The sequence below is a fragment of the Cohnella panacarvi Gsoil 349 genome, from assembly GCF_000515335.1.
GTDB lineage: Bacteria > Bacillota > Bacilli > Paenibacillales > Paenibacillaceae > Cohnella > Cohnella panacarvi.
This window is the reverse complement of record NZ_KI911563.1, coordinates 81,373-96,509: the sequence shown is the minus strand read 5'-3', so window position 1 is coordinate 96,509 and position 15,137 is coordinate 81,373. Positions and strand designations below refer to the sequence as shown.

General features: G+C 58.6%; 12 protein-coding genes. 1 reads left to right on the top strand and 11 read right to left on the bottom strand.

Features of this window, described 5'->3' with window-relative positions:
* Positions 1–59 precede the first annotated feature (59 nt).
* The 3 genes from dapF to COHPA_RS0100440 form a co-directional block, all read right to left on the bottom strand.
* Entirely contained in the window at positions 60–890 is an 831-nt protein-coding gene (gene dapF / locus COHPA_RS0100450; protein ID WP_027084217.1) for a diaminopimelate epimerase, read from the bottom strand.
* A gap of 160 nt (positions 891–1,050) precedes the next feature.
* A complete protein-coding gene (gene purT / locus COHPA_RS0100445) occupies positions 1,051–2,211 on the bottom strand; it encodes a phosphoribosylglycinamide formyltransferase 2 (protein ID WP_027084216.1) in 1,161 nt (386 codons plus the stop codon).
* A 221-nt stretch (positions 2,212–2,432) separates the two neighbouring features.
* On the bottom strand, positions 2,433–5,228 hold the full coding sequence (locus COHPA_RS0100440; RefSeq protein WP_035119799.1) for a calcium-translocating P-type ATPase, SERCA-type: 2,796 nt from the start codon (positions 5,226–5,228) through the stop codon (positions 2,433–2,435).
* Between the two features lie 948 nt (positions 5,229–6,176).
* Between COHPA_RS0100440 and COHPA_RS0100435 the strand changes: the two genes are divergently transcribed.
* A complete protein-coding gene (locus COHPA_RS0100435) occupies positions 6,177–7,901 on the top strand; it encodes an Rqc2 family fibronectin-binding protein (RefSeq protein WP_027084214.1) in 1,725 nt (574 codons plus the stop codon).
* On the opposite strand, the gene COHPA_RS0100430 is transcribed toward COHPA_RS0100435, so the two are convergent.
* From COHPA_RS0100430 to COHPA_RS0100395, 8 genes are all read right to left on the bottom strand, one after another.
* The gene (locus COHPA_RS0100430; RefSeq protein ID WP_027084213.1) at positions 7,894–8,085 is read right to left on the bottom strand and encodes a cysteine-rich CWC family protein; all 192 of its coding nucleotides are present in this window, start codon (positions 8,083–8,085) and stop codon (positions 7,894–7,896) included. The genes COHPA_RS0100435 and COHPA_RS0100430 overlap by 8 nt on opposite strands.
* Positions 8,082–8,924, bottom strand: coding sequence for a PHP domain-containing protein (locus COHPA_RS0100425; protein WP_027084212.1), 843 nt, complete (start codon positions 8,922–8,924; stop codon positions 8,082–8,084). Before COHPA_RS0100425 ends, COHPA_RS0100430 begins: the two co-directional genes overlap by 4 nt.
* Positions 8,917–9,819 (bottom strand): LysR family transcriptional regulator, encoded by a 903-nt coding sequence (locus COHPA_RS0100420; protein WP_027084211.1) that lies wholly within the window; start codon positions 9,817–9,819, stop codon positions 8,917–8,919. Before COHPA_RS0100420 ends, COHPA_RS0100425 begins: the two co-directional genes overlap by 8 nt.
* Before the next feature lie 95 nt (positions 9,820–9,914).
* Positions 9,915–10,352, bottom strand: coding sequence for a hypothetical protein (locus COHPA_RS0100415; RefSeq protein WP_027084210.1), 438 nt, complete (start codon positions 10,350–10,352; stop codon positions 9,915–9,917).
* Positions 10,353–10,617: 265 nt separating this feature from the next.
* Positions 10,618–10,881 carry a YlbG family protein gene (locus tag COHPA_RS0100410; protein ID WP_027084209.1) on the bottom strand — a complete coding sequence of 88 codons (264 nt, stop codon included), beginning with the start codon at positions 10,879–10,881 and terminating at the stop codon, positions 10,618–10,620.
* A 29-nt stretch (positions 10,882–10,910) separates the two neighbouring features.
* Positions 10,911–11,405 (bottom strand): YlbF family regulator, encoded by a 495-nt coding sequence (locus tag COHPA_RS0100405; RefSeq protein WP_027084208.1) that lies wholly within the window; start codon positions 11,403–11,405, stop codon positions 10,911–10,913.
* 76 nt (positions 11,406–11,481) lie between these two features.
* Positions 11,482–13,428 (bottom strand): helicase-associated domain-containing protein, encoded by a 1,947-nt coding sequence (locus COHPA_RS0100400; RefSeq protein ID WP_027084207.1) that lies wholly within the window; start codon positions 13,426–13,428, stop codon positions 11,482–11,484.
* The gene (locus tag COHPA_RS0100395; RefSeq protein ID WP_027084206.1) at positions 13,425–15,128 is read right to left on the bottom strand and encodes a DNA repair helicase XPB; all 1,704 of its coding nucleotides are present in this window, start codon (positions 15,126–15,128) and stop codon (positions 13,425–13,427) included. The genes COHPA_RS0100400 and COHPA_RS0100395 overlap by 4 nt, the downstream gene beginning before the upstream one ends.
* Positions 15,129–15,137: the final 9 nt, after the last annotated feature.

Below are 15,137 nucleotides of genomic sequence, written 5' to 3'. Positions count from 1 at the left end.
CAGCCACCGTGCTCATTCGGCCTCGGTGGCTGTTGGTCGTCATGTCAAGATTTCTGCGCTTAGATCGCTCCCGTATAGACGAAAGCGGCAGGCCCCGTCATATAAACGCGGTTGTTCGACTCGTTCCACTCGATGAGCAGATCGCCGCCGGCGAGCGAGATCGTCGCTCTACGGCCCGTATGTCCGTTCAGCACGGACGACACGAGCGTCGCGCATGCGCCGGTGCCGCAGGCAAGCGTAGGGCCCGCGCCGCGTTCCCATACGCGCATGTCGACTTGGTCGCGGCTGTTCGCCGTGGCGAACTCCACGTTGATCTTGCGCGGGAACAGCGGATGCTTCTCCAGCTTTGGCCCCCACGTCGCAAGGTCGAAGTTTACCGCATCGTCGACGTAGATCACGCAGTGCGGATTGCCCATCGATACGGCCGTGAACGCGAAATCGCGTCCGTCTACCGTTACCGTATGCCCGATCACCGGATTCGCGTCGATCGTCGTCGGCACGTCGAGCCCGTTCAAGATCGGCTGGCCCATGTCGACGGTAACACGGCTCACTTGGCCGTCCGTAAGCTCCAGCTCGACCGGTTGAACGCCCGCGCCGAGCGTCTCGATCGTGAGCGACGTCTTGTTCGTCAAGCCGTTATCGTACACGTATTTGGATACGCAGCGGATCGCGTTGCCGCATTGCTCGGCCTCGGAGCCGTCCGAGTTAATGATCCGCATTCTGAAGTCCGCGACTTCGGAAGGCAGAATGTACACCAATCCGTCGGCGCCGATGCCGAAATACCGATTGCAAAGCTTGATCGCCAGCTCGTCTACTCCTGCAGGCAACGCCTGTTCTCCCGCGACGACGATGAAGTCGTTGCCGAGTCCGTGCATTTTCGTAAAATTCATGAGATTTGCCTCCTCGAAAAAAATGACTCTTCGTAGGGCTCGAACTAACTCACCCTATAAGCGCCAGTCCGCATCTTCTCCCTTCATGATAACGAGAAAATCGCGGCAAGAGCATATAGCAAATCTCCGTTTGTTTGCACTTTTACGTTACTCGAAGCGTTTACTCGCCGCGAATCGCGAGCTTGTCCAGCGCTTGCTTGGCGCGCGCGCGAGCTTCCTCGACCGTCGCGGCGGCCGTCAGCGCAACCGCCATGCGGCGTCCGGCCTTCGTGACCGGCTTGCCGAACACGCGAACTTGCGTCTTGGGGAAGGAGAGCGCCTCGCCCACGCCTTCGATCCGATAGTCCTTCAGCTCAGACGTCGCTTTCAGCGGACGGCTAGCGCCCGGCGACACGACGTTGATCTCCGGAATCGGATAGCCGAGAATCGCCCGCGCGTGCAGCGCGAACTCGGACAAGTCTTGGCTCACAAGCGTAACGAGCCCCGTATCGTGCGGTCTCGGCGACACTTCGCTGAAATACACTTTATCCTCGGCCAAGAACAGCTCGACGCCGAAGATGCCCGCGCCGCCCAGCTCGTCCGTTATCGCTTTGGCGATGCGCTTCGACTCCTCAAGCTGCGCTTCGCTCATCGCGTGAGGCTGCCACGATTCGATGTAGTCGCCGTCTTGTTGGATATGGCCGATCGGCGCGCAGAACGCCGTGCCGCTCACCGAACGAACCGTAAGCAGCGTAATTTCCGAATCGAAGCGGATGAACTGCTCGACGATGACGCGCGTCTGCTGCACGCGTCCGCCTTCCATGGCGATCTGCCAGCAACGCTGCAGATCCGACTCGGATTTGCAGACGCTTTGCCCTTTGCCCGAAGAGCTCATGAGCGGCTTGACGACGCATGGGAACCCCATCTCCCGCGCGGCTTGTCCGAACGATTCGAAGTCGTCCGCGAACCGGTAATCAGCGGTCGGCAGACCGAGCTTCTCCGACGCGAGACGGCGAATGCCTTCGCGGTCCATCGTCAGCTGCGCGGCGCGGGCGGTCGGGATGACGCGGTAGCCTTCTTCCTCCAGCTTCACGAGCTCCGCCGTCGCGATCGCTTCGATCTCCGGCACGATCAAGTCCGGCTTCTCCCGTTCGACAACCTCGCGGACCGCCTTGCGATCCAGCATGTCGATCACGTAGCTGCGATGAGCGACCTGCATCGCCGGCGCTCCCTCGTAGCGATCGACGGCGATCGTCTCGACGCCGAGCCTTTGCGCTTCGATAATGACTTCTTTGCCGAGCTCGCCCGAACCTAGCATCAGCAATTTGGTAGTGACCTGCATGGACCTTGTTCCCCCCGAATGGTAAATGTTCACCGTCCATTATACACGTTTCGGCACCGGGCTCACTATAAACCGACGATTCGTTCCCTATGCGTGTCCCATCGACTAGCTTCCGATCCCGATGCGTTGAATGCAAAAGAAACGCAAGACCGTGAATCTTCCGGTAGAAGGATTCACGGTCTCGCGGCTGTACGAATGATGGTTTGTTTTCAGGTTATCATCTAGCGGGCGATTTGACGAGGCGACGCGCTGCTTCCGTACATGATTTTACGGTTTTTCTTCGGTTTGGACGTGCCGAGCACGCTGCCGATGCCCATCGCGAACGTCGGAATGCCGGCGGCGACCATAACGAGCGCCCAATCGCGCCAATCGAGCGGCACGGTCTTGAATACCGGCTGCAGCGGCTCTACGTAGAGCACGGCCAGCATCAGAAGGAGCGACGACAGAACGGCAAGCACCAGGAATTTATTCTCGAACAGCTTGCGGTGGAAAATGGAACGGGAGCTGCGGCAATCGAACACGTGGATGAGTTGAGCCATGACGAGCGTCGCGAACGCTACGGTCTGCGCATGCACGAGCCCTTGACCGTCGTTCAGAGCCATCACGAACGCTCCGAGCGTACATACGCCGATCAGAATGCCGCGGCTTATGATTTTCCAACCGAGCCGCCTGGCGAAAATATTTTCTTTGGCCGAGCGCGGCTTATGCTGCATCAAATCGCTCTCCGCTTGGTCGACGCCGAGCGCCATCGCAGGCAGGCCGTCGGTTACGAGGTTGACCCATAGAATTTGAATCGGCACGAGCGGCAGCGGGAAGCCCGCCATCATCGCCATGAACATCGTCATGATCTCGCCGACGTTGGAGGCAAGCAAGTACCGGATGAACTTGCGGATGTTCTCGTAGATGCCTCGCCCTTCTTCGACCGCCGCGACGATCGTCGAGAAGTTGTCGTCGGCGAGGATGAGCGACGAAGCTTCCTTCGTCACGTCCGTCCCGGTAATTCCCATCGCGATGCCGATATCCGCGGCTTTCACCGCCGGCGCGTCGTTCACGCCGTCGCCGGTCATCGCCACGACGTGGCCGCGCCGCTGCAGCGCCTGCACGATGCGAAGCTTATGCTCCGGAGACACGCGGGCGTACACGTTGACGTCGTCGGCGATCTGATCGAGCTCGGCGTCGTCCATCGCCGACAGCTCCGTGCCGGTAATGACTCGGCCGGCTCTGCCGATGATGCCCAGCGACTTGGCGATCGCTTCCGCGGTAATGCCGTGGTCACCGGTAATCATGACCGTCTTGATGCCGGCTTTGCGGCACTTGGCGATCGCATCCTTCACTTCTTTGCGCGGCGGGTCCATCATGCCGGTCAAACCGACGAAGATGAGCCCGTTCTCGGCTTGTTCTTCGTTATCGCACGCATCGATGCTTTTGACCTCGCGGTAAGCGAGGCCGAGCACGCGCAGAGAGTCTCTCGCCATCGCTTCGTTCGCTTGCTTCACCTTCATTTTCAGCGAGTCGGTGAACGGTACGACATGCTCCCCCCACAACACGTACGCGCAGCGCTGGACGAGCAAGTCCGGCGCCCCTTTCGTGCAGATGAGCTTGCCGCCCTGATGGGAGACGAGCACGGACATCCGCTTCCGCTCCGGATCGAACGGGAATTCCTTCTCCCGTTTGTATAGGTTCGCGAGCGCGCCTTTATTCAAACCGGTTTTGGCTGCGAGAACGATGAGCGCGCCTTCGGTCGGATCGCCCTTGACGCGCCACTCGGTTTTGTCTTCGGCCGCGCCCTTCGCGTTCTTCCGCTTTTTGAGGTCTGGCCCCGGCTCCTCGTTGGTAATCTCGGAGTTGTTGCACAAAGCCGCGATTTGCGTCAGTCGGCGAAGCGCCGCGTCGCCTTTGGCGTCGATCCATTTGCCCGCTTCCTGTAGCTGGCCCGTCGGCTCGTATCCTTCGCCGGTCACCTCGATCGTGCGGTCGCCGAGCCATAATCGGGTTACGGTCATTTTATTCTGCGTGAGCGTTCCCGTCTTGTCGGAACAAATCACCGAGGCGCAGCCGAGCGTCTCGACCGACGGCAGCTTGCGCACGATCGCCCTGCGCTTGATCATTCGCTGCACGCCGAGCGCCAGAGCGATCGTCACGATCGCGGGCAGCCCTTCCGGAATGGCGGCGACGGCGAGGCTGACGCCCGCGAGGAACATGTCGTATAGCGGCTGTCCGTGCAGGACGCCCGCAAGAACGACGACGACCGTAAGCGCGATGGCGACGATGATCAGAATTTTGCCAAGCTGTTCTAGCCGATGCTGAAGCGGCGTGTCCGCCTCTTCCGTCGATTGGATCAGATCGGCGATTTTACCCATTTCCGTGGACATGCCGGTTACCGTCACGACGCCCTTCGCCGTTCCGCGCGTAACCATCGTGCCGAGATAGCCGCAGTTTTTGCGATCGCCGAGCGGCGGCTCTTCGGCGGCGATCGCGCCGGGTTCCTTGATGACGGGAACCGATTCCCCCGTCAACGCCGACTCGTCCACCGAACATTGGTTGCACTCGAGGAACCGCAAATCCGCCGGCACGCGGTCTCCGCTTTCGAGCAGCACGACGTCCCCCGGCACGAGTTGCTTCGCGGGAATGACTTGCAGGCTGCCGCCGCGCAGCACCTTCGCGCTCGGAGCGGACAGCTCCTTCAGCGCGCGCAAGGAGCGTTCCGCCCGAAACTCTTGATAGAAGCCCAGAACCCCGTTAATCAGAATGATGGCGATAATCGTGAGCGCGTCCAGCATTTCTCCCAGCAGTCCGGAGATGACGACAGCGCCGACGAGCACCAACACCATGAAATCTTTGAATTGATTGAGCAGCAGCTTCAGCGGAGACTCTCCGCGCTTCTCCTGCAGCTCGTTCGGACCGCCCGCCGACAGCCGATTCGCCGCCTCCTCCGCAGACAACCCGTTTTCGAAATCCGTATTCAATGCCCCCAGCAGTTGCCCCTCGTTTAGCTGATGCCATGCCTTCCGTTCCACGACGGCCATCTCCCTCCCGCTTATCCGCTTTTACGTCCTATATGTATTCAGACAAGCAGGGAAATATCCCGGGTTGTACACCTTGCCGCACTTTCCCTTTGCACGGAACTATGGCATCATTAGGAGCGTAACGACGAATCGGAACCGCGTGTTCGTGCTGTTGGCGGCAACATGGACCAGCGCTCAGCAGCATGGAATGCAGTTAATTCACATTCGCGGCCCTTGGACCAGCACTCGGCTGCATGGAATGCAGCGATTTCACATTCGCGGCCCCCGGACCAGCACTCGGCTGCATAGAATGCAGTTAGTTACCCGAAGATCACGCTCTTTTGCCCACTACCTGCACGGAATACATCCATTTGAACGCTAAACCGCCGAAAATTTGTGATTGCACCAATCTAACTGTACTTCGTGCAGATACTCGACAGAGGCGGCACCCGTAACGGAAAAGAACTGCATTTCGTACCGTTAGCCGCATCATGGATAGGTAACGTTCACATTCGCGGCCCTTGGACCACCATTCGGCTGCATAGAATGCAGCGATTTCACATTCGCGGCCCCCGGACCAGCACTCGGCTGCATAGAATGCAGTTAGTTACCCGAAGATCACGCTCTTTTGCCCACTACCTGCACGGAATACATCCATTTGAACGCTAAACCGCCGAAAATTTGTGATTGCACCAATCTAACTGTACTTCGTGCAGGTACTCGACAGAGGCGGCACTCGTAACGGAAAAGAACTGCATTTCGTACCGTTAGCCGCATCATGGATAGCGTACGTACGCGTGCGTGCTGTTAGCGGCTATGACAATTTCGCGACGTTAACATAACTAACGCCTCTAACGCCTGTACAACCGCACCTCCGCAACAGCGAAAACGCCGTTCCTGAGCTACGGGGAGAATGGCCATAAGCAAGCATCCCAATACAACGAACTAGGAGCATCCATCATGTCACTCGACGGAATCGTCACCCGCGCGCTCGTCCGCGAGCTGCAAAGCTGCGTCAACGCGCGTATTCATAAAATTTATCAGCCCACCGACAACGAAATGGTGTGGCACATTCGCGGCCAAGGCGTGAACGGTCGCTTGCTGCTGTCCGCCCACCCGTCCATGCCGCGCCTGCATTGGACGGAGCAAGCTTGGGAGAACCCGGCCGAACCGCCGATGTACTGCATGCTGCTGCGCAAGTATTGCGAAGGCGGCGTCATCGAAGCCGTTCGCCAGGTCGGGCTGGAGCGGATCGTGCAATTCGATATCCGCCATCGCGACGAGCTCGGCGATTACTCGATGAAGCAAGTCGTGCTAGAGATCATGGGCAGGCATAGCAACCTGATCCTCATGGATCCCGCATCCGGCATCATTCACGACGGCATACGCCACGTCACGCCCGCGATCAGCAGCTATCGCGTCGTCTTGCCGGGAAGCACTTACGCGGCCCCCCCTTCCCAAGATAAGCGCGACCCGCTCTCCGAGACGGAATCCGGCTTCGAGTCCGCTCGGGAACGGTCCGGCGCAGACGAAGGCGATGCTTCTTGGCTGGTCGGCGCTTATACGGGAATGAGCATTCTCGCGGCGAACGAAATCAAGCATCGCGCCGAATCGGCGCATCGCTCGCTATGGAGCGCCTTCAGCGAGCTCATGCAGCATATCGAGGCGCATCGCTACGAACCGACTCTGGTCGAGACGCCCGACGGGCGAACGCATTTTTCCGCCATATCGCTCACCCATCTGCAAGGCAATGCCGCCAAGTACGATTCGATCCACGTATGTATCGACCGGTATTACCAAGACAAAGCCGTGCGCGACCTCGTTCGGCAGCGAACGGCGGATTTGAGCCGTTTCCTCGTCAACGAGACCGCCAAAAACGAGAAAAAGCTGATCAAGCTGGAAGATTCGCTGAAGGAAGCCGAGGATGCCGACCAGTTGCGTCGGATCGGCGAGCTGCTGACCGCGCAGTTGCATCTCCTGACCAAAGGGGATAAGAAAGTCGATATCGTCGACTTTTACGACGAGAATCAGACGACGATATCCGTTACGCTCGATCCGCTGCTCACTCCTAACGAGAACGCGCAGCGGTATTTCCGCAAATACAATAAACTGAAGAACAGCCGGACCGTCATCGCCGAGCAGATGGATGCCGCTAGAGCCGAAATCGTCTACTTGGCTTCCGTGCTGCAAGGGCTCGAAACCGCGACCCCCGCGGATATCGAGGAAATTCGCGAGGAGCTCGTCGAACAAGGCTATATCCGCGCGCGCGGGTTGAAGAAAGGGTTCCGGAAAAAGAAAAAAGACCGGCCCGCCCTGCTGTGTTACACGTCCAGCGAAGGCGTTCCGATCTATGTCGGCAAAAACAATACGCAAAACGATTACGTCACGAACAAACTCGGGTCTCCCAACGATACGTGGCTTCACACGAAAGATATTCCCGGCTCCCACGTACTCATCCGAAGCCAGGAATTCGGCGATCAGACGCTGCGCGAAGCCGCCACCATCGCCGCTTACTACAGCAAAGCGAAGCAATCGAGCAACGTGCCGATCGACTATACGCGCATCCGCAACGTGCGCAAGCCGAACGGGGCCAAACCGGGCTTCGTCACGTACGACAACCAGACGACGATCTACGTCAATCCGGACGAAGCGCTCGTCCAAAGCTTGCCGTCCGCGATCAAATAGCGTCGCCGCTCCGACCGAACCGATCCAAACATGCTTCGCATATGCACGCTCGTTCCCGCAAAGCCTCGGGAACGAGCGTTAATATTTCCGGCGGGAACGATCGCTTGACGCACCAGCATTCGTCGATCGGTTTCCCTGCCTCCATGCCGCAACGGCCGTCTTCGCCGCAGATCGGACAGCTCATGTCCTGCCCTCCAGCAACAGCTTCGCCACGGACACATCCACCGTCCGGTTACCGATCGGACCGTGGAATACGACGCCTTCCCGCGAGCCGTGATAGTCGGAACCCCCGGTGATCAGCTTGCCGCGATCGGACGCCAGCTTCGCGTACTTGCGTTCCTCGGCTTCGTCGTGATCGGAATGGTACGCCTCCAAGCCGTCCGCGCCGCCATCCAGCAGCGAAGCCGCAAGCTCGTCTTCTCCGTATAACCCCGGGTGCGCCACGATCGCCGTGCCGCCCGCTTCATGAATCCATTGCACGGCCGTAAGCGGCTCGATGCGCGGCGGTACGACGTACGCTGCTTGTCCTTCCCCGAGGTACCTGTCGAACGCTTCCCGCAAATCCGAAACATATCCTTTATCGATGAGCACCTGCGCGATATGCGGGCGGCCGACGGAGCCGTCGCCTCGCCGATTGCGGTTAGCCTCCGCGATGACCTCGTCGATCGCGATCGTCATCCCCAATTCGTTCAGACGCGCGACGATCATCTCATTGCGGCTGTCTCTGGTGTCACGAAGCGTGAGCAAGCGCGCGATGAATCGCTCGTCGCGATAATCGATGCCGTAACCGAGGATATGGATGTCTTTGCCTAGGGCAGCCGTGCTGATCTCTACGCCCGGCACGAAGATGATGCCGGCTTCCTTGGCGGCTTCGAGCGCTTCCGGAATGCCGGCCACCGTATCGTGGTCGGTGATGGCGATCGCGCCTAATCCGATTTCGGCGGCCATAGTTACGTTGACGGAAGGCCGGTTCTTCCCGTCCGAAGCCGTCGTATGCGTGTGCAAATCCGCTCGATTATTCATGGGTCAGCTCCCTTAAATCGTGCAGCAGCGCGGCTGCCGGAATCGGCAACAAAGCGGACTGCAGCCTTACGGCGTAAAATTGCCGGACGAACGACACGCCTTTGATTCTCACCGGCTTTACCAAGCCGAGCGCGATTTCGTGCTTGATCGTCCACTTCGAAATAATGGACAAACCTAATCCGGCTTCGACCGCCGATTTCACCGCACCCGTGCTTCCGAATTCGCTTGCGATTTTCAGTTGACCTTCCGTCACGCCGTGCCGCAGCAGCTCTTCCTCCATAATTTGACGAGTACCGGAGCCTTTCTCCCTAAGCACCATCGGCTCAAGGATCACTTCCGAGAGCTCGACCTCCTCGCGGGAAGCGAAGGGGTGCCCCGCCGGCACGATGAGCGTTAGCTCGTCGTTCATAACCGGCTCCGCGTCGAAGCCCTGCACGTCGCAAGGTGCCTCGATGATGCCGAAATCGAGTCCCTGCGAGCCGATCGCTTCTATGATTTCCGTCGTGTTCATGACCTTCATGTTGACGGAGATTTCGGGATATTTGCGCAGGAATGTGCCGAGCAGACGCGGAAGCACGTATTCGCCGAACGTCAAGCTGGCGGCGAACACGAGCCTTCCTTTCAACTCCTCGACGAACCGAATCATGAGCGTATCGGTTTCCCGCATTAATTCGATGGCTTTCCGCGCTTGGGGCAGCAGCCAATGGCCCGCCTCCGTCAGCTCCAGCTTTTTGGTCGTCCGGTTCAACAGCTTCGTCCCGAATCGCTCTTCCAGCGCCTGCACCTGCATTGTCACTGCGGGCTGGGTCATATGCAGCGCTTGGGCCGCGGCCGAGAAGCTTCCTCGTTCCGCCACGGTGTAAAATATATGTAGTTGATGCACGTTCAGCGCCATATTCGTTCCCCTTCCGCGGCTATCTGAACGAATTATACCATAAGCCGCATACAAACAAGAGCATGCCCTCAGGGCATGCTCCGAACCTGGATACGCTAACGGCGCTTGCGATTATTTTTAATTAAAGTCATGCGCCTGGAATGCCTTAACCACGAATAATACGTCTTCAAATCGCGCAGCTCCATCGTCTCCGACATCCGGCCGAGGAACGTTACGACGATCATTTTATGCAACGGATTGCCCAGCAGGTCGGTCTCGGTCTCGCTAAGCGCGAATTCCGCGACGAATACAAGGTCGTCGTCGATCGTATAGACGTCCTGCTCGTTCCTGTAATACGAAACGATGCGGCCTTCCTTCAGGCATTCCCACATATATTGAGCGATGTCGGAATAACCGGTTTTCTCGTTCTCTACCCGGTCGGTCCAACGGGTTCGCGCGTGGTTCGTAATGATGATATCCGCGACCTTCTTGTCGCCGAGCACGACATGGAACGGCTCATATGTGTTCCACCGATCTGTCTGTTTATCCTTCACCGGGCTATCCCCTTCCCGATTGTAGGTCTAGAAGATTATTCCTGTCTAGGTAGTTAAGTTCATTCTATCGCACTCTTTCCCGACGATTCAACAAAAAAATAAAAAGACTCCTATAATTCCATTTAATGTAACCCTCTGTAAGGGAAGTCGGTCTTAATGCTCATCTTATCATGCTGACGTTAAACATTTTCTAAACATTGCGGCATTCCGTAAATTTTAAAAAAACAGCCATCTCCCCGAGGATGACGGCTGTTCTAGACATGCGCTACAGGCTGTAAAACCGGGTTTTGTCCGGCTCGTTCTTCTCGTATTCGGTCTTGATCTCATTACGGTAAGAACGTTCGATTTTCTTCACGAAAGGCAGCCTTTGCAGGTTACGGACCGCTTCTTCGGCAACGTCCGCATTCATGTACATGACCGCGTATTGCATCTTGCGGGATAAATAGTGGAGCGTCCCGTATTTATCCAAGCCTTTGGCTGCTTTCGCGTCGCTAAACCATACGATATAACCTGTCCGTTCGGCAAACATGACTGACCTCCGCGTTCAACAAATTGAACTTAACCGCAACCGCCGCTGCCGCATGAGCAGCTTCCGCCGCCGCCGCAACCCGAGCCTTTCGGGTTCGGATCGTTATCGGGCACTTTAATCGAGTGCGACACGGCCCCGGCCAACGTACGCGATATATCGTACAACAACTCATCGAGCGATGCTTCCGCTGTCTTGTACCGGCTGACCGACTCGATCCGGTCCAATTGCGCTTCCGCCTCGTAAACTTGTTCCAATGCGGCGTTATAGTCCGGATGAAACCGTCCGAAACGTTCGCATTCGGCGAATTTCTCTTTCGCCTTGGCGAATTGCTTCATTAAGCGCTGGGCTTCGGCGTCGCGATGAACTTGATCTTTCCAATACACGTATTCTGCCGCGAGAGCAGAATGTTTAATCCAATCCCCCAGCTCAAAGGCGCGGGACATGAGCGACGCCAGATCGGCAGGCGCGCCATCCGCCGTAACGCCTTGTTCCGCCGCAGGGAGGGTATCTATCATACTGGCCATTGACGGCCTCACCTCACCTTTCGGCTTTGCGATACTTCCTATCATAACACACAAAGGCATTGATCGGTCAATGCGTCTACGTGACATCCAAGCTTGGCAGGTTGATCATCAGCTCCGCGAGGTCGCATGCGCTCACTTCCACGAGCTTCTGCGGCTCGTCCGCTTCCCCGCGCCAATGCCCGATCGCCCGAAAACCGTCTCCTTGACGCTCAAGCGCGCGTGGCACGAAAAGCTTCGTCACGCCTTCCCGTCTTACGAGCAAAGAAGTTTGCCAGCTGATCGCGCGCTGCACCAACGATTCCCTCGTGGATGCATGATAGGCCCTCGGCTCCTTGACCCACGCGGACGGTATATCCAGCATGCCAGGGAACAAATCCTCGAATGCCGGGATGGACGGATCCGCCTCATAATAGCCTAACGCGAAAGGCCGGTATATCCAACCCGGCTCCTTATGCTCGCTTCCGGCGGCTACGTCCCCGTCCTCGCCGGCGTCAGCGTTAGGAGGCTTATGCCGCTTCGCGGCCGCCGGGGGGTATCCCAGCTTAGACAGACGGGCTTCGATCGCTTTCCTCGCTCCCGCGTCGACGATGAAATCCCGATCTCCTACGAGCTCCGGCTTATGTGCGACAAGCTCGGGATCGTCCAACAGCAGCTTGGCGATCGCGGGACTGTCCGTCCGAAGCAACAAGGCGTCTTCGAATTTCGTCCTGCCGAGGCGAGCATACCAGTCGTTCAGCGCATCGGCGACTTGGGAAGGCAGCGATTCTCCTGAACCGCGCTCGAGGAAGTCGATCAGCGTTTGACGAGAATACCCCGCGTCGATTGCCTTGGCACAGGCATCCCTAGTCAGCCGGTATACGAACAATGCATCCGCGGCAACCCGCTCCGTCGTTCGTCCGAGCGTCCATCGCGCGGCGAGGCCGACGTCCGGCGGAACGATGATTTCGCCGTCCGGCTGCACGATGAAAGTCCCTTCGTTCGGTTCGGCATCAGGCTTCTCCGCTTCGCGCGCAGGAAATTCGTTCAGCATGCGAAACGCGGGGCGACCGGCCGCCGATCCGCGCTCCACCCATCCGCAGCACTCCAGCAAGCGAAGCCAGGCGTCGGCCTTGGCTTCCGGCGCCACGGTCTCGAACAGACGCGTCTCCAGCCATACCCCGACCTGCAGCGTTGCGACCGCCGAAGCCGCGAGATGCATCTGCGGATCCGCTGCAGCGTAACGCTCAAGTAGAAATTCATGCAAGCGGGCATCCGCTTGTTGGACGGATAACGCCAACCATTCGCTCAACCCGCGCTCGTCGATTCGAATATCGCGTTCCGTTCGAACAAGTACGCCTGCGCTTAGCCCAAGATCGATCGCCAAAGCCGCTTGACGAGGAAGATGCTCGGCGTCGGGGTAAGCGAAACCGATCGTCTCCAGCTCTTGCGACGCGATGCGCATCGGAGCGATAAGCTTAGCGACGGACTTACGGTGCAAAGTACGTTTGGCCGTAAAGGCGATCGGCTGGTCGGCGACGCATTGCCAAGAGAGCAGCATCTCAAGCGACAGAGGCAAGCGAAATCGCTTATCCGGGTCAGTCAACGGCCTGCTTTCTCCGGCTGGCAACCGGATCGATTGTACGGGCAGCAAGCGCCTTTGCCACGACGGCACCATGTCGGTCGGTATATAGAACAGTTGATCGCCCCACGCCTTGCGGACGGCGAATACGATGCCGTGGAGGCGAAGGCTCGCTAGACCGACCCGAATTTCAGAGCCTGTATACTGCGCTGGCGAACCCGCCTCGCACACATTGACGAGCTGCTCCAGCCCGAACGGAACCGCGGCGAAGCTCGCGACGATCGTCGCGAGCAGGCCGACCGTCTTCGGCTCTGCGCCGGACTGCCAGCGGTCCGCCCATTCGGAAGAGCCGATGATTCGGTTCAACGGCTCTCCGCGTTCGATCTGGGGCCGCACCGCCGCGGAAGCGGCAATGAGCCCGGCGATCGACTCCGGAAGCCTGGCGACGGACTGCCTAACGTTCACTCCGGACTCACCTTCTCCCATGCGGGCGAATTCGGCGCCTGCCAGCGGTCGATCGTATAAGGGTATCCTTGCTCCAACAGAAATCGGCCGCGATTGCGGGAAAATTCGATTTCATCCGTCCCGTCGCTGACGACGGAATAGAACGAAGCGGTTATGCCCGATGCTTTCGGGCGCAAGATTCGGCCTAACCGCTGCGCCTCTTCCTGCCTTGAACCGTAGCTGCCGGATACTTGGATGGCAACGGCCGCATCCGGCAAATCCACGGCGAAATTCGCGACCTTCGAGACGATCAGTACGCGAATCGTCCCTTCCTTGAACTGCTTGAACAGTTCTTTGCGGCTATGATGGGGCATCTCGCCCGTCACGAGCGGCAAGGAAAGCTCGCTGGCCAGCTCGTGCAATTGGTCCAAGTATTGCCCGATAATGAGCGTCGGCGTTCCATAATGCCGATCAAGCAGCGTGCGGACGACTTCCGTCTTGAGCGGATTTTGTCCGGCGATGCGATGGCGCAAGTTTCTTGGCGCAGACGTATAGTGCTGCAGCGATTGTTCGTCCATCGGTACTCGGACTTCCGTGCATACCGCTTCCGCGATCCATTTGCGCTCCTCCATCGTTCGCCAAGGCATCTCGTACCGTTTCGGGCCGATGAGCGCGAACGCGTCCTCCTCGCGGCCGTCCTCGCGCACGAGCGTCGCGGTCAACCCGAGCCTGCGGGTCGCTTGCAGGTCGGCCGTCATCCGGAAGACGGGGGCGGGCAGCAAATGAACTTCATCGTAAATAATAAGTCCCCATTCCCGATTGACGAACAGCTTCCAATGCGGGTAATCCTCTTCTTTGGACCGTCTATGGGTGAGAACTTGATAAGTCGCCACCGTTACGGGCCGAACGTTCTTCGTCTCGCCCGTATACTCTCCGATATCTTGTTCCGTCAACGTCGTGTTCCGAACGATCTCCTCGATCCATTGGGATACGGACACGCGATTGGGCGTTAGGATAAGCGTCTCGCATTTCAGCTTGGCGAGCGCGGCCATGCCGACCCATGTTTTCCCCGCGCCGCACGGCAATACGACGACGCCGCTTCCTCCGTCGCGGCAATCGTCGCCTAGGAACGCCTTGACGGCTTCGGCCTGATAGTCGCGCAGACGGATCGGTTGCCCTCCTTCGGCGCGCTCGCGGAGATTCACGTCGAGCGCGCGGCCGGTGCGGTAACCCGCCATATCGACGACGGGATAACCGAGCTCGGCCAGCTTTCGTTTAAGCCAGCCGCGTGCTTCCGGGCGTACCGCGGCCGAATGGCTGCCCGCCTCCCCTTCGAAAGCCGCGGTCAGATTGCCCCTTTGCCCGAGCGATGCGAGCAGATCCGCCGATTTGCTGACAAGCGCAAGCTTGCCGTCCGACGCGACAAGCCGCAACAATCCGTATCGATTCATCTGTCGGCGGATTTCTTCCTCCAAAGCCCCCGGCACTCCGAACCGCGAAAGCGCCGCGAGCCGTTCGACGATTTCGCCCGCGGTCCACCCCGACGACGCCGCTTGCCATAACGTAATCGGCGTCATCCGATAGGTGTGAAAAAAGCCGGGCCGCTTATGCAGCTCGGCGAATTCTCTTAAATAATTGCGTGTAGTCGCGTAATCCGGATGCCGCTCGTCGAGCAGCAGCGTTCCGTCGGATTGGATTAGCAACGGCCTGGTTATCGCCATGTACAGCCC

Excerpts from the sequence above, each read along its gene's own strand:
- dapF (WP_027084217.1), bottom strand. The coding sequence starts at position 890 with ATGAATTTTACGAAAATGCACGGACTCGGCAACGACTTCATCGTCGTC.
- purT (WP_027084216.1), bottom strand. The coding sequence starts at position 2,211 with ATGCAGGTCACTACCAAATTGCTGATGCTAGGTTCGGGCGAGCTCGGC.
- COHPA_RS0100435 (WP_027084214.1), top strand. The coding sequence starts at position 6,177 with ATGTCACTCGACGGAATCGTCACCCGCGCGCTCGTCCGCGAGCTGCAA.
- COHPA_RS0100430 (WP_027084213.1), bottom strand. The coding sequence starts at position 8,085 with ATGAGCTGTCCGATCTGCGGCGAAGACGGCCGTTGCGGCATGGAGGCA.
- COHPA_RS0100425 (WP_027084212.1), bottom strand. The coding sequence starts at position 8,924 with ATGAATAATCGAGCGGATTTGCACACGCATACGACGGCTTCGGACGGG.
- COHPA_RS0100420 (WP_027084211.1), bottom strand. The coding sequence starts at position 9,819 with ATGGCGCTGAACGTGCATCAACTACATATATTTTACACCGTGGCGGAA.
- COHPA_RS0100410 (WP_027084209.1), bottom strand. The coding sequence starts at position 10,881 with ATGTTTGCCGAACGGACAGGTTATATCGTATGGTTTAGCGACGCGAAA.
- COHPA_RS0100405 (WP_027084208.1), bottom strand. The coding sequence starts at position 11,405 with ATGGCCAGTATGATAGATACCCTCCCTGCGGCGGAACAAGGCGTTACG.
- COHPA_RS0100395 (WP_027084206.1), bottom strand. The coding sequence starts at position 15,128 with ATGGCGATAACCAGGCCGTTGCTAATCCAATCCGACGGAACGCTGCTG.